Origin of the sequence: Microbacterium aerolatum, assembly GCF_007988825.1 — a bacterium.
Classification (GTDB): Bacteria; Actinomycetota; Actinomycetes; order Actinomycetales; family Microbacteriaceae; genus Microbacterium; species Microbacterium aerolatum.
On record NZ_BJUW01000019.1, the window covers coordinates 35,590 to 49,517 of the forward strand.

General features: G+C 70.2%; 14 protein-coding genes and 1 tRNA gene. 4 read left to right on the forward strand and 11 right to left on the reverse strand.

What is annotated here, in order from left to right; genetic code table 11:
* Positions 1-30: 30 nt before the first annotated feature.
* The 3 genes from MAE01_RS14880 to hrpB all read left to right on the forward strand — a co-directional run bounded on the left by MAE01_RS14880 (position 31) and on the right by hrpB (position 4,914).
* Positions 31-459 carry a MarR family winged helix-turn-helix transcriptional regulator gene (locus tag MAE01_RS14880; protein WP_147040715.1) on the forward strand — a complete coding sequence of 143 codons (429 nt, stop codon included), beginning with the start codon at positions 31-33 and terminating at the stop codon, positions 457-459.
* A gap of 92 nt (positions 460-551) precedes the next feature.
* The gene (locus tag MAE01_RS14885) at positions 552-2,180 is read left to right on the forward strand and encodes an SPFH domain-containing protein (RefSeq protein ID WP_147040717.1); all 1,629 of its coding nucleotides are present in this window, start codon (positions 552-554) and stop codon (positions 2,178-2,180) included.
* A 172-nt stretch (positions 2,181-2,352) separates the two neighbouring features.
* Complete coding sequence (hrpB, locus tag MAE01_RS14890; protein WP_147040719.1) at positions 2,353-4,914, forward strand: ATP-dependent helicase HrpB; 2,562 nt, start codon at positions 2,353-2,355, stop codon at positions 4,912-4,914.
* Between the two features lie 157 nt (positions 4,915-5,071).
* Here the strand turns inward: hrpB and MAE01_RS14895 are convergent, their stop codons facing one another.
* The 6 genes from MAE01_RS14895 to MAE01_RS14920 form a co-directional block, all read right to left on the reverse strand.
* Positions 5,072-5,806: an ABC transporter permease gene (locus tag MAE01_RS14895; RefSeq protein ID WP_147040721.1), complete on the reverse strand. Its 735-nt coding sequence runs from the start codon at positions 5,804-5,806 to the stop codon at positions 5,072-5,074.
* Entirely contained in the window at positions 5,803-6,609 is an 807-nt protein-coding gene (locus MAE01_RS14900) for an ABC transporter ATP-binding protein (RefSeq protein ID WP_147040723.1), read from the reverse strand. The genes MAE01_RS14895 and MAE01_RS14900 overlap by 4 nt, the downstream gene beginning before the upstream one ends.
* 47 nt (positions 6,610-6,656) lie before the next feature.
* Positions 6,657-7,244, reverse strand: a complete 588-nt coding sequence (locus MAE01_RS14905; protein ID WP_147040725.1) for a TetR/AcrR family transcriptional regulator — start codon at positions 7,242-7,244, stop codon at positions 6,657-6,659.
* A 19-nt stretch (positions 7,245-7,263) separates the two neighbouring features.
* Positions 7,264-8,835, reverse strand: coding sequence for an L-serine ammonia-lyase, iron-sulfur-dependent, subunit alpha (locus MAE01_RS14910; protein ID WP_147040727.1), 1,572 nt, complete (start codon positions 8,833-8,835; stop codon positions 7,264-7,266).
* Between the two features lie 102 nt (positions 8,836-8,937).
* A tRNA-Arg gene (locus tag MAE01_RS14915) sits at positions 8,938-9,010 on the reverse strand.
* A 74-nt stretch (positions 9,011-9,084) separates the two neighbouring features.
* A complete protein-coding gene (locus MAE01_RS14920; protein ID WP_186806265.1) occupies positions 9,085-9,645 on the reverse strand; it encodes an asparagine synthase in 561 nt (186 codons plus the stop codon).
* A gap of 126 nt (positions 9,646-9,771) precedes the next feature.
* Between MAE01_RS14920 and MAE01_RS14925 the strand changes: the two genes are divergently transcribed.
* Positions 9,772-10,608: an SDR family NAD(P)-dependent oxidoreductase gene (locus MAE01_RS14925; RefSeq protein ID WP_147040729.1), complete on the forward strand. Its 837-nt coding sequence runs from the start codon at positions 9,772-9,774 to the stop codon at positions 10,606-10,608.
* 2 nt (positions 10,609-10,610) lie between these two features.
* Here MAE01_RS14925 and MAE01_RS14930 read toward each other — a convergent pair whose 3' ends face one another.
* The 5 genes from MAE01_RS14930 to MAE01_RS14950 form a co-directional block, all read right to left on the reverse strand.
* Positions 10,611-11,231: a GntR family transcriptional regulator gene (locus MAE01_RS14930; protein WP_229718081.1), complete on the reverse strand. Its 621-nt coding sequence runs from the start codon at positions 11,229-11,231 to the stop codon at positions 10,611-10,613.
* 112 nt (positions 11,232-11,343) lie between these two features.
* Positions 11,344-12,216, reverse strand: coding sequence for a sulfurtransferase (locus MAE01_RS14935; RefSeq protein WP_147040733.1), 873 nt, complete (start codon positions 12,214-12,216; stop codon positions 11,344-11,346).
* A gap of 115 nt (positions 12,217-12,331) precedes the next feature.
* Positions 12,332-12,973: an NADPH-dependent F420 reductase gene (locus MAE01_RS14940; RefSeq protein WP_147040735.1), complete on the reverse strand. Its 642-nt coding sequence runs from the start codon at positions 12,971-12,973 to the stop codon at positions 12,332-12,334.
* A gap of 35 nt (positions 12,974-13,008) precedes the next feature.
* Positions 13,009-13,452: a Fe-S cluster assembly sulfur transfer protein SufU gene (gene sufU / locus MAE01_RS14945; RefSeq protein WP_147040737.1), complete on the reverse strand. Its 444-nt coding sequence runs from the start codon at positions 13,450-13,452 to the stop codon at positions 13,009-13,011.
* On the reverse strand, positions 13,449-13,928 hold a 480-nt coding region (locus tag MAE01_RS14950; protein ID WP_147040739.1), incomplete at its 5' end, for an aminotransferase class V-fold PLP-dependent enzyme. The genes MAE01_RS14950 and sufU, both read right to left, overlap by 4 nt.

Consider the following 13,928-nt stretch of genomic DNA (forward strand, 5'->3'; position numbering starts at 1 on the left):
CCCTTCACCGTTCCACTACTCTTGTTTCTCATGACAGACCGGAAGCTCGCGCTCGAAGCGTGGGAGGGCCTGTTCCGCGCGCAACACGAACTGTTCACGGCCATGAGCGCGGACTTCGAGAACACCCCGATCACCCAGAGCGAGTACGACGTGCTCCTAACCGTCGCTCGCGCGCCTGGCATGACCGCGCGACTGCGCGACGTGACGACGAACATGCTGATCAGTCAGCCGAGCGTCTCCCGGCTCGTCGACCGCATGGTCGCGCGCGGACTCATCACCAAGGGCGCCGACCCGGAGGACGGGCGCGGATCGATCCTCACCGCGACGGATGCCGGCGCGCGCAGTTTCCGTGAGGTCGCCACCGCGCACAGCCGCTCGATCGTCGAGCGCATGTCCGCGCTCGACGAGGAAGAACTGCGCCACCTGCGCCGGCTGACCGAGAAGCTCCGCGCGCACTGACCGCGGCATCCCACCCCGCTCGACTCATGCCATCTCTGGCATAGTCGGGTGTGCAGATCCCGCACACGCGGGTTGCGAGGGAGGGAAGTTACATGGAGATCGCCGGAGCCGTCGGAATTCTGATCCTCGTCGGCATCGCCGTCGTCGTCCTGATCGTGGTGGGCCTGATCGTGCTGCTGTTCGCACGCAGCTGGATCAAGGTCGCCCGCGCCGATGAGGCGCTGGTCATCTCGGGACGCAAGCAGAAGGTGCAGCGCGCCATCGTCAGCGCGGACGGGAGCAGCAGCTCCGAGATCGTCGATTCGCCGGTCACCGTCATCGTCAACGGCAAGTCGCTGGTCAACCCGATCACGCAGCGCCACGAGATCATCTCCCTGCGCTCGCGCCAGGTGTCGCTGAACGCCGAGGCGCAGTCGCTCGACAGCGTGACCCTGAACGTCGACGGCGTCGCGATCGTCAAGATCGGCTCGGACCCGCTGTACGTGCGCCGCGCAGCCGAGCGCTTCGCCTCGCAGGATGCCGCGATCGAGCAGTTCACGACCGAGCAGCTCGAGGGCGCGCTCCGAGGAATCGTGGCGACCCTCTCGGTCGTCGAGCTCATGCGCGAGCGCAAGAAGTTCTCCGACCAGATCGCCGCGGACGTCTCGCAGGAGCTCGCCGAGCAGGGCCTGATCCTCGACTCGTTCCAGATCAAGGGCATCACGGATGCCGTCGGCTACATCCAGTCGCTCGGTGCACCCGAGATCCAGTCGAAGCGTCAGTCCGCCGAGATCTCGCAGACCAACGCCGACCGTGCGATCAACCAGAAGATCATCGCCAACCAGGAATCCAACCTGGTCGAGCAGACGGCTCTCGACACGAACACCGCCAACGCGAACGCCGGCATCGGCCGCGCTCGCGCCGAAGCCGAGCAGGCCGAACACCTCGCTCGCGCCCAGGCGGAGCAGGCCGTCCTCCAGCAGAACGCCGAGAACCGTCAGGCTCAGCTGGATGCCGACGTCAAGCGCGTCGCGGACGCCCAGCGCTACGAGGCTGAGACCCGCGCGCAGGCAGACCTGTACACGCGCGAGCGCGCGGCAGAGGCTGCGGCGATCGAGCAGGTCAAGCAGGCAGAGGCCCGCACCCGCATCGCCGAACAGCAGGCCGAGGCCGACCGCGCCCGCGCCGCAGGTGAGGCAGCAGCCGCCGAGGCCAAGGCAACCGGTGAGGCCAACGCGCTGCGCGCTCTCGCCGACGCCGAGGCCGAAGCACGCCGTCTGCGCGCGAACGCCGAGGCCGAAGCCATCCGCGCCGAGGGTGAAGCGCGGGCTGCCGCGACCGAGGCGGAGGCGAAGGCCATCGCGTCGAACCAGGAAGCGTTCCTGTCGCAGCGAGTGCTCGACGTGCTCCCCACTGTCATGGGCGAGTTCGCCAAGGGATACGCCACGATCGGCAGCGTCTCGATCATCGGCGGCTCCGGCGAGGACGGCGCATCGAACGTGGTGGGCGCCGACAGCGCGAAGGCGCTCAAGTCGGTGTTCGACAGCGTGAGCTCGGCGACAGGCCTCGACCTCGCCGCCATCATCCAGGGGCAGGCCGTCGGACGCGGCATCGGCGAGAGCATCGCGAACGCGCAGCCGGCAGCGCCGGCGTCCGCGCCGGCCGCCGCGTCTGCGCCGGCCAAGCGCTCGCGTGCGAAGGAGGAGGGCTCCACGCCCCCGCCGCCTGCTTCGGCAGAGTGATCCTTCTGAAGGGCGCCGGACGGACACCTGTTCCGTCCGGCGCCTTCGTCGTTCCCTGCGGCTCCGCCTGGCGGCATCCCGATGTCCGAGAACTTGCGGGTGCGCAGTACCGTCACCCGCAACAACCCGGACGCGTTGGGCGAGCGCCACCCGTCCGCGGGAGGATGGAGAGGTGAGCACCTCCGCGTTCGACATCGCCGCCATCGGGGATGGGCTCGCCTTCGCGGCCGCACTCGGTGACCTGGATGCTGCGCTCGAGAGCTCGGCCGTCGTCGTCAGCGCGCCGCCGGGCACCGGCAAGACCACGCTCGTGCCGCCCGTTCTCGCCAACCGCTCCACGGGCCGTGTGATCGTGACGCAACCGCGTCGGGTCGCCGCACGCGCCGCCGCTCGCCGCTTGGCCCAGCTCGACGGATCAGCGGTCGGCACCCGGATCGGCTTCACGGTCCGCGGTGAGCGCCAGGTCGCCTCCGACACTCGCATCGAGTTCGTCACGGCGGGCGTGCTGCTGCGCCGCCTGCTCTCGGACCCGGGACTCGACGGCGTCGACGCCGTCATTCTCGACGAGGTTCATGAGCGCGCGCTCGAGACCGACCTTCTGATCGGACTCCTCGGCGAGGTGCGCGAGCTCCGCGACGACCTCGCCCTCGTCGCCATGTCGGCCACGCTGGATGCCGAGAAAGTGGCCGCCGTGATCGGCGCGGATGCCGCGCCCGCTCCCATCGTGACCCAGACGGTGCCGCAGCATCCGCTCGAGGAGCGCTGGGCGCCGAGCCCCGCACCTCGGCTCGACGAGCGCGGAGTCACCCGAGGCTTCCTCGACCATGTCGCGGGCGTCGCGGCATCCGCGGGTCTGGATCTGTTCCGCGCGGATCCGGACGCCGACGTCCTCGTCTTCGCACCCGGCGCGCGCGAGGTGTCCGAGATCGCCCGCCGGATCCAGCAGATCTCCGACGAGGTCGACGTCCGTGAACTGCACGGTCAAATGCCCGCCGCAGCGCAGGACGCCGTGATCCGCGGCCGCAGTGTCCATGAGCCCCCGCGCATCATGGTCACGACCTCGCTCGCCGAGTCCTCCCTCACGGTTCCGGGCGTGCGACTCGTCGTCGACACCTGCCTCTCCCGCTATCCGCAGCGCGATGCCGCCCGCGGCATGAGCGGACTCGTCACCGGCCCCACCTCTCGCGCCTCGGCCGTTCAACGCGCCGGGCGCGCGACGCGCCTGGGGCCCGGAACCGTCATCCGCTGCGTCGACGAACGCACGTTCGCGGCGGCTCCGGCGCGGCCGACTCCCGAGATCGCGACGACCGATCTCACAGATGCCGCGCTGCTGCTCGCGTGCTGGGGTGCACCGGGCGGGGCAGGTCTCTGCCTCCTCGACCCGATGCCCGCCGACAACCTGCGCGACGCCCTCAGCGTGCTGCGCGGTCTCGGCGCGATCGACGACGACGGCCGTGCCACAGCTGAGGGACATGAGCTCGCGCGTGTGCCGGCCGACCCGCGCCTCGGCCGCGCGCTGCGCGACGGCTCTGCGCTGGTGGGTGCGAGGTTCGCCGCCGAGGTGGTCGCGCTGCTCAGCGGCGAGGCCCGCATCGCCGACGGGGATATCGGGTCCGCGCTCGTCGCCATGCGGAACGGCCGCACACCGGATTCTCGGAGCTGGACGCAGGAGGTCACCCGCCTCCTCCGCTCCGCGCCCGCCGCGCCAGCAGGACCGACCGCGCCGACCACCGACGACGTCGGCCTCGTCGTCGCCCTCGCGTTCCCCGACCGGATCGCCAGGCGCGTGGACCGCTCGGCGCACGGAGCGACCTTCCTGCTGGCATCCGGCACCCGCGCCGGGGTCAGCGGTCCTCTCGCCGATGCGGAATGGCTGGCGGTCGCGGATGTCTCGCGCGCGCAGGGGCGCGCGGCAGGCGGCACCGGAGCCGTCATCCGCGCCGGCGCCGCGATCTCCGAGGAACAGGTCGAGCAGGCGGCCGGCCACCTCATCACCGACCGGACAGAGGCCGACTTCGTGGACGGACGCGTCATCGCACGTCGCGAGCGACGCGTCGGCGCGATCGTGCGTTCCTCGGTTCCCGTGCGCGCCCAGGCCGGCGACGGCGGTCACGATGCCGTGCGCCGGGCGATCGAGCAGAAGGGCCTCGGAGTCTTCACCTGGTCGGATGCCGCGGACGAGCTCCGCCGTCGGCTCGCGCTGCTGCATCGCGAGCTCGGGGCGCCGTGGCCCGACGTGTCGGATGCCGCGCTGCTCGACGACCTGGACACCTGGCTCGGGCCGGAACTCGATTCGCTGGCGAGCGGCGCCCCCGCCGCGCGCATCGACCTCACCCCTGCGCTGCGCCGGCTGCTGCCGTGGCCGGCCGCCTCAGAGCTCGATGCCCTCGTCCCCGAACGCCTCGAGGTGCCGAGCGGCTCGCGCGTTCGCGTCGTCTACCCGCCGCTCGACGATCCGGCAGCGCGGCCGGTGGTCGCGGTGAAGCTGCAGGAGTGCTTCGGGTGGGCCGAGACGCCCCGACTGGTGGGCGGACGGGTGCCGGTGCTGTTCCATCTGCTCTCGCCGGCGGGGCGTCCGCTGGCTGTCACCGACGACCTCGCGTCGTTCTGGTCTGGACCGTACGCGCAGGTGCGCGCCGAGATGCGGGGACGGTACCCGAAGCATCCGTGGCCGGAGGATCCGTGGGATGCGGTGCCGACCCGGCACACGAAGAGTCGGGCAGGGCGGGAGTGAGCGGTGCGTCGGGATGATAGCTTCGACTCGCTGCGCTCGCTCAACCCGTTTCGTCTTCGGCGGCTCCGCCGCCTCCGCTCAACGACCCGCGGGTGGGCGGCGTCCGCTCAACGAGCCGCGGCGTGTCGTCCGCATGACGAACCACGGGGCGGGCCGGCTAGCGGGTGCGACGGCGCAGGGTGAGTGAGGCCAGCAACAGAGCGCCGACGGCGAAGGCCACGACGATGAGCAGCGGCCCGAACACGTCCCACCCCTCATCCCCCGCCGCGACCGCATTGATCGTGTCGATCGCGTAGCTGAGCGGCAGCCAGTCCGAGATCGCGTGCAGCACGTCCGGCATCTGATCGCGCGGCATGAACAGTCCACCGAGGATGATCTGTGGGAACACCAGCAGCGGCATGAACTGCACGGCCTGGAACTCGGTCTGCGCGAACGCACTGGCCAGCAGGCCGAGGGCCGTGCCGAGTAGTGCATCGACGACGGCGACGAGCCCGAGCTGCCACAGCGGTCCTTCGACCTCGAGCCCGCAGACCCAGACCGCGAAGGTCACGGTGATCACCGCCTGCAGCAGCGCCATCAGCCCGAATGCCAGTGCGTACCCGAGGATGAAGTCCGGCTTCTCCAGCGGCGTCGTCATCAGCCGTTCCAGCGTTCCCGAGCGCCGCTCCCGCAGCGTAGTGATAGACGTGATCAGGAACATCACGATGAACGGGAACAAGGCGAGGATGGCCCCGCCGAACTGGTCGAACACGCCCTCCTGGTCGCTGAACAGCCACGCGAACAGCCCGACGAGCAGGCTCGGCGCGATCAGCATGAGCGCGATCGAGCGCGGGTCGTGCCGCAGCTGGGCGAGCACGCGTCCGGCGGTCGCCAGCGTCCTACGGCCGTTCATTCTCCGGCTCCTACTTCGTGCTCGCGTGCTTCGCGCCGCGACCTGCGGGTGTCGCCGGACGCCGATGCAGGCGGCGATGCGGATGCTTCGCGGTCGCGCTCGATCAGGGCGAGGAAGGCGGCCTCCGGGTCTGCGGTGCCGGTGTCCGTCAGGAGCGACGACGGGGTCGTGTCGGCGATGATCCGGCCCTCGCGCATCAGCAGCAACCGGTCGCAGCGCTGCGCTTCGTCCATGACGTGGCTCGAGACGACCATCGTCACGCCGCGATCGACGAGCCCGCGGAACAGCTGCCACAGATCCGAGCGCAGCACCGGGTCGAGACCGACGGTCGGCTCGTCGAGCACGACCAGCTCCGGCGCGCCGATCAACGCCATCCCGAGCGACACTCGGGTGCTCTGCCCGCCGCTCAGGGAGTCGACCAGCTGCCCCGCCTGTCCCTGCAGTCCCACTTCGTCGATGACGCGGTCGACGTCCCCCTTCGGCGCCTTCAGCAGCGAGGCGACGTAGCTGAGGTTCTGCCGCACGCTCAGGTCGCCGTACACGGCCGCGCCCTGCGTGCCGTACGCCACGCGGTGCCTGAGCTGTCGCGACCCGCCCGGCTCGCCGAGGACCGTGACGTCACCGGATGCGATCTTCTGCACGCCGACGATCGATCGCATGAGCGTCGTCTTGCCGCAACCCGACGGCCCCAGCAGGCCGGTGATTTGGCCTCGCGGGATCGTGAGGTCCACGCCGTCGAACACGCGCACAGCACCGCGGCGCACGTGCAGGCCCGTGATCTCGACAGCGGAATTATTCATCATGTGATGAATAATGCACCCGTGGCCTTCACCGGTCAAGGGCGTGCGGATCAGCCGAACAGGTACCGCTGGATGGTGGGTCCGATCCGCGCCACGAGTTCGTCGACGGAGGCCTCAGCCATGGCGGGGAGCTTGACGACATGCCGGGCGATGATCAGTCCCGCGATCTGAGATGCGACCAGCGTCGCGCGCAGATCGGCATCCGGGGCATCCAGTTCGGCGGCGATCCGCGGCAGCAGTTCGCGCGCGAGGAAACCGGTGACCAGCGGCCCCGTCAGCTTTCCGCTGATGGCGGTGCGCAGCACCATGACGCCGCGCTTTCGCACATCCGGACGCTCGAACGACTCCAGCACGAAGCGCACGATGCGCTCCCCTGCGTCGCCTGGGCGCTCGCGCAGGATGGCGGGGACCTCGAGGTCGGGGCGGACGGGGAAGCCGGCGACCTCCGCGAACAGATCCGCCTTGCTCCCGAAGTAGTGGTGCACCAGCGCCGCATCGACGCCTGCGCCCGCTGCGATCGCGCGCATGGTGGCGCCGTCGTAGCCGTGCTCACCGAACTCGTGCATCGCTGCCGCGGCGATCCGCTCGCGGGCGTCAGAGTCACCGGGCGGCCGTCCTCGGCCGCGTCTGCTCACCATGCGGACAGCCTACGACCGGTCAGCACTCGATGACGTTGACCGCGAGGCCGCCCTCGCTGGTCTCCTTGTACTTCGTCGACATGTCGGCGCCGGTCTGCCGCATGGTCTCGACCACGGCATCCAGAGACACGTAGTGTTCGCCGTCACCGCGCAGCGCGAGCCGCGCGGCGGTCACCGCTGTGGATGCCGCGATCGCGTTGCGCTCGATGCACGGGATCTGCACGAGCCCGCCGATCGGGTCGCAGGTGAGACCGAGGTGGTGCTCCATCGCGATTTCCGCGGCGTTCTCGATCTGCCGGTTCGTGCCGCCCATGACGGCAGTGAGTCCGCCGGCGGCCATGGCGCAGGCCGAGCCGACCTCGGCCTGGCATCCGCCTTCGGCTCCCGAGATGGAGGCGTTGGCCTTGAAGAGCGACCCGAGCGCGGTGGCGGTGAGCAGGAAACGGCGGATGCCGCGGCGGCGGTTGGCCTCGGCGATGAGTTCGGGGGATGCGTCGCTTTCGACTCGCTCCGCTCGCTCAAGCCGTTTCGTCTCGCTGCGCTCGCTCAACGACCCGCGGTCGGCCCCTGAGCCTGTCGAAGGGTCCGACACCCCACCGGAGCTGAACCCGAGGAGGGCGCTGCCCACGAGCTCGCCGTAGGGCGTGACGGCATTGCCGGAGCCGAGCCCGGACTCGGCGAGGAACCGCCACCAGTACATCGCGACGGCGGGCAGGATGCCGGCGGCACCGTTCGTCGGAGCGGTGACCACTCGCCCGCCCGCGGCGTTCTCCTCGTTCACGGCGAGCGCGAACGCACCGAGCCACTCGCCGGGGATCGCAGGGGTGCCGTCGGCCTCGATCGCGTCGAGCTGCTCGCGGATCGCACCGGCCCGGCGCTTGACCTTGAGGATCCCGGGGAGCACCCCGTCGGCGTGCAGGCCCGCGTCGACGCATCCGGCCATGGCATCCCAGATCGCATCGAGACCGGCAGCGACCTCGGCCTCCGGCCGCAGCGCCATCTCGTTTTCGCGGGCGACGTCGGCGATCGTGATGCCGCGCTCGTCGCAGAGTGCGATCAGCGACGCGGCATCCGTGTAGTCCAGGGGGAAGCCGCCGGCGGCGATCTGCGCCTCCTCACCGTCGCGGCGGATGAACCCGCCGCCGATCGAGTAGTACGTCTCCTCCACCATGACATCGCTGTCAGCGCCGTGCGCGCGGATCGTCATGGCGTTCGGATGCCCCGGCAGCCGCGTCCGCGGCGCGAACTCGATGTCATCCTTGGCGAACGGCACGGCGTGCGTACCCGCGATGAGCAGGTTCTCACCTGCGGGGAACGATGCCCATGCGGCGCGGACGTCGTCGGGATCGCAGGTCTCGGGCGCCAGCCCGCGCAGGCCTGCGACGACGGCATCCGGCGTCCCGTGTCCGATTCCGGTGGCGCCGAGGGAGCCGTACAGCGTGCAGGTCACGCGCGCGACCTCGCCCAGGCGTTCGTGCGCCGCGAGTCGCTGCGAGAAGTCGAGGGCCGCCCGCATCGGGCCCACGGTGTGTGAGCTCGATGGCCCCACGCCGATGGAGAACAGATCGAAGGCCGAGACGTACGCAGTCACCCCTCCAGGCTACGCTGGCGTGCGGACTGGAGGCGCGTTCCGGCCGGAAACGAGACGAGCCCCGCCGCTTTCGCGACGGGGCTCTACTGTCTCAACACAGTGTGCGCCACAAGGGACTCGAACCCCTAACCTTCTGATCCGTAGTCAGATGCTCTATCCATTGAGCTAGTGGCGCATTCTCCGGCCTGTTTCAGCGGAACGGGCCTCAGCAAGAATACATGACGGAGCACGCGAACGCGAAACCGGCGGTCAGGAGGCCGCTTCTCGCTTGCGCTTGGCGCGCTGCCGCGACGACAGCGCCTGCAGATCGACGAGCCTGAGCGCCTGCATCCGCGCCTCCCGCATCGTCGCGTAGTCGGGATCCTGCTCCGGGCGCATGCCCTCGACGACCAGCCGTCGGTCGAGGTTTCCGCGCACTTCGGCCCACGCGGCCTGGCGGGCGTCCTCGACGAGCACGCCGAGCTTCTCGGGGTCTTCGGCCATTGCCTTGAGTCGTTCGGCGACGCCGGTGTACTGCTTGGCCCTGCGGCGGAGGTTGCGCACATCGCGGTCGCGGTAGTCGTGGGTGCCGGCGGGGTCGGAGTGGCGCCCTCGGGCGCGTTTGCGGAGCCTGGCCATTGCGTCGGCGGCCTGCTCGGATTCGACGGCCATCGCCAGAAGGGCTCCGCGGGCGTCTTCGACGTACTTGTCGGGGTCGAAGACGCCGCCCTTGGCGATCGTTCCGACGAGGATCTGGTTCTTCAGCGTCAAGCGCGCGGCGGCCGTCGCGATCGCGACGCCTTCCGCGATGGCATCCGCTGTTCGTCCCACCAGGACCTCCTCATCCGATCGTATCGTCCCCCACCGACGCGAGTCTCGGCCAGAATGGAACCAGACAGGTTCTCCCCACCTGCAATGACGCGAGGCATGGACCCGACCGTGCCATGAGGAGGATGCATGCGACGACTCACCCTCGCCGGCAGCACCACAGTGATCACGGGCGCCGCCAGCGGCATGGGCGCGGAGATCGCGCGGCAGCTCTCCGCCGCGGGCGCGCATCTCGCGCTGCTCGATCACAACGCCGACGCGCTCGCCGCCATCGCGGCCGAACTTCCCGGCACGGTCACCACGCACGTCGTCGATCTGAGCGACGACGCGGCCGCCTTCGCCGCGATCGCCGAAGTGACCGCCGCGCATCCCGCCGTCAACGCGCTGATCACCTGCGCCGGATCCTCGATGCTCGGCAGCTTCGAGCAGCTGACGATGGAGGAGATGCGCTGGCTGATCGATGTGAACCTGTGGGGCACGGTCTCCGTCACGAAGGCGCTGCTGCCCACGCTCAGGGCAGCGCCTGCCGCTCACATCACGCACATGTCCAGTGTCTATGCGCTGGCCGCGCCTGCCGGACGCATCCCTTACTCGATGAGCAAGTTCGCGGTGCGCGGCTTCTCGGAGGCGCTGCGTCACGAGCTGGAGGGAAGCTCTGTGACGGTGGGTGCGCTCTACCCAGCGGGCGTGCGCACCGGGATCATCCTGCATGGCCGGTACGCGGCCGCGATCGACCCCGCGGTCGCCGCACGTGCCGCCTCGGCACAGGCCGCGATGTATCACACCGAACCGCAGGATGCCGCGGCGCGCATCATCCGCGCCACCGAGCGTCGGCGCGCACGCACGATGATCGGACGCGAAGCCCGGCTCATCGACGTGATCGTGCGGCTCTCACCGGTCAGGTACTGGCGTGCGATGCGCGGCACGCTGCGCGAGGCGACCGACACCACGACGCCCGTGGCGTGACGTCACCCGGTCGACGTCGACTCTGTTCCGAAGCGTCGTTCGGCCGCGGCAGTGCCGGCGGCGAGGTGCTCGGCGAGAAGGCGCCGCACGAGCTCGACATCACGAGCCTCGATCGCCTCGAAGAGCTCTCGATGGGAAGCCGCCATCCCCTGCAGGTCCTGGTGCAGCCCGAAGATCCACTTCAGACGAGTCGCGAAGACACCGGCGAGCTCGGTGAGCACATCATTGCTCGCGAGCACGGCCATGTAGGCATGGAAGTCTCCCGCCGCCGCCCGCGACGCGGCCTGGTCGCCGTCGCGCGCCGCCTGCTCTTCGCGCTCCAGCACCCGGCGCAGCCCCTCGAGGCCCGCCTCGTCGTGGCGCTCGGCCGCGTACACGAAGAGCATGGTCTCGATCGGCCCGCGGACCTCCGCGAAGTCGCGCACGTCGCCCAGCGTGTACTCACGGACCACCGCCCACGTCCGGGGACGCGCGACGACGATGCCCTCCGTGACGAGAGCACGGATCGCCTCTCGGACGGGAAGACGCGACACGTTGAGCTGCGCTGCGATGTCACGTTCCACGAGCCGTGATCCTGGGCGCCGGCGGCCGAGCACGATGTCGTCGCGCAGCTGACGTGCCACCCGCGCAGACTCCAACTCCGAAGGCCTCTCCCCCATTCGAGTAATTGTGCCACTCATCTGCGCGTTTTCACCGGTTTGGTATACCGGCCGCGCACTCCGGGTTTTCCGGCACTCACGCGCGCGTCAGCCGACCGGCGGGCAGTGTGCCCACCGCGACGGGGCGCCCGCGAGTGTTCGCCCACTGGCTCCACGACCCCGGGTAGACCCGGACCGGGATGCCGGCATGCTCCAGTGCGAGCGCCGCGTGCATCGCAGCGACGCCCGAGCTGCAATAAACGGCGACCTCGGTCGCGGCATCCACCCCTGCCGTGGCGAAGAGGCGCTGCAGCGCCTCTGGCCGGTGGAGGCGCCCGTCGCCCGCGACCGTCGCCATGGCGGGAAGGTTCACGGCACCGGGAATGTGCCCGCCGACCGGATCGCTGGTGTTGTGGGCACCGCTGTACTGCTCCGGGGTACGGACGTCCAGCAGCACACCGCGTGCGACGAGACCTTCGACGTCGTCGATCCCGGCGGCGTCCGCGGCTGCACCAGGCACGAGGGTCACGCCGCCGGGCTGCGGCCGCACGTCGCCGTGCTCGAGCGGGAGATCCTCGGACGTCCATGCTCTGATGCCGCCGTCGAGCACCCTCACGTCCACCCCGACGCGGCGCAGCAGCCACCACAGCCTGGCGGCCGGAACGCTGCGATTGTCGTCGTACGCCACGACGACGTCGCCGTCGTCGAGTCCCCAGCCCCGCGCAGCGCGCTGCAGATCGTCGAGCGCCGGCAGCGGATGCCGCCCCTCCTGCGGCTGCCCCCGACGAGCGAGCTCGCGCTCGAGATCCACGTACACGGCACCGGGAAGGTGCGCGCGGACGTATTCCGGGCGTCCCTCCGGCCGGTCGAGCCGCCAGCGCACGTCGAGCAGCCGCACGGGCGGGCCGGTGCGGTGCTCGGCGATGCGCTGCAGGTGCAGCAGCTGCGCCACGCTGACCAGGTGACTCATGCCTTCAGCATCCGCATCCGCGGAAGCGTCGGCATCCCTCGTCGACACAGTCATTCACGGGGCGACACAGAACTTCACGGGGCGACACGCGGGGTAATGCGTCGTCCTGTCTTGGTCAGGGGAGCCGGTTGGCGCGGGCGAGGTTCTCGGTCAGCTCGGCGGCGTTCTGGCGGACGACGTAGGCGGGGCGGTCGCGTTCCACCCGCCATGACTCGCTCAGCGGTCCGACGTTCACGGTGTCGAACCCGAGCTCGTCGTAGAACGAGGTGACGAACTCAACGGCCTCGTCGAAGTCACTCGCCGTGGCGAGGGCTCGGCGATCCTCCGCGCCGGCGGGCGCGCCGTCGGTGGTGATCTCGCCGGAGCGGATGTGGTTGAACGCCTTCACGACCTTGGACGTCGGCAGGTGTTCCTGAAGCATCTGGGAAGTCGTCGTCTCGCCGTTGTCCAGCGCTTCGATGTGGCCGTCGCGCTCGTAGTAGTAGTTGTTCGTGTCGAGGACGATCTTTCCGGCAAGAGGCTCGACCGGCACCTGCGAGAGCGCATGCAGCGGCACCGTCACCACGACCACATCGCCTGCGGCTCCTGCCTCGGCCGATGTGGCCGCGCGTGCCCGCGGCCCGAGCTCGGCGACGAGATCGCTCAGCGTCTCCGGTCCTCGCGAGTTCGAGATCACGACGTCGTAGCCGTGCGCCACGGCCGCGCGTGCGACCTGGCTGCCGATGTGTCCTGCACCGATGATTCCGAGAGTTGTCATGCGAGGGACAACAGGCCCGCGGCGCGCGTATTCCGTCAGCCGAGCTTGCGCAGGGCGTCCTCGGCTGCGACCCACGCGAGCATCGCGCACTTGACTCTGGCGACGTAGCGCGAGACGCTGCCGAGCGCCGCGGCATCGCCGAGCAGCTCCTCGTCGGGCTCGATCTTGCCGCGCGAGCGCATCGCCTCGCGGAACACGTCGATGCGCTTCTCGATCTCGGGCACGGTCATGCCCTCGACGAGTTCGGCGAACAGCGACGCCGATGCCTGCGAGATCGCGCAGCCGTGCCCCTCCCACGCGATCGCCTCGATCGCGCCGTCTGCGCCCGGGTGCACCTGCAGGGTGATCTCGTCACCGCAGGTCGGGTTCAGCTGGTGCGACTGCGCGGTGACCTCGTCGCGCAGTCCGAATCCGTGCGGGGTGCGCGAGTGATCGAGGATCAGCTCCTGGTACAGATTCTGCAGATCGCTGGATGTCATGAGCGCACTCCGAAGAAGTCGATGGTGGCGGCGACGCCGTCGAGGAAGGCGTCGACCTCGGCCTCGGTCGAGTACAGATACGTGCTCGCCCTGGTGGATGCGGTGACGCCGAGCCGGCGATGCAGCGGCTGCGCGCAGTGGTGGCCGACCCGCACGGCGATGCCGCGGTCGTCGAGGAACTGCCCGACGTCGTGCGAATGGATGCCGGGGATGTCGAAGCTCGCCAGCCCGACCCGTGGCAGGGCGATGCCCGCGCCGAGCACCCGGACGCCGTCGATCGCGGTGAGCCCGTCGACGAGCCGCTGCCCGAGCGCTGCCTCGTGGGCGGCGATGCGCGGCATCCCGACCTCGCTCAGGTAGTCGATCGCGGCGGCGAGCGCGACGGCCTGCGACACCCGCTGGGTGCCGGCTTCGAAGCGCTGCGGCGGGGGGAGATACTCGGCCCGCGTGGTCGTGACCGTGGTGATCATGGACCC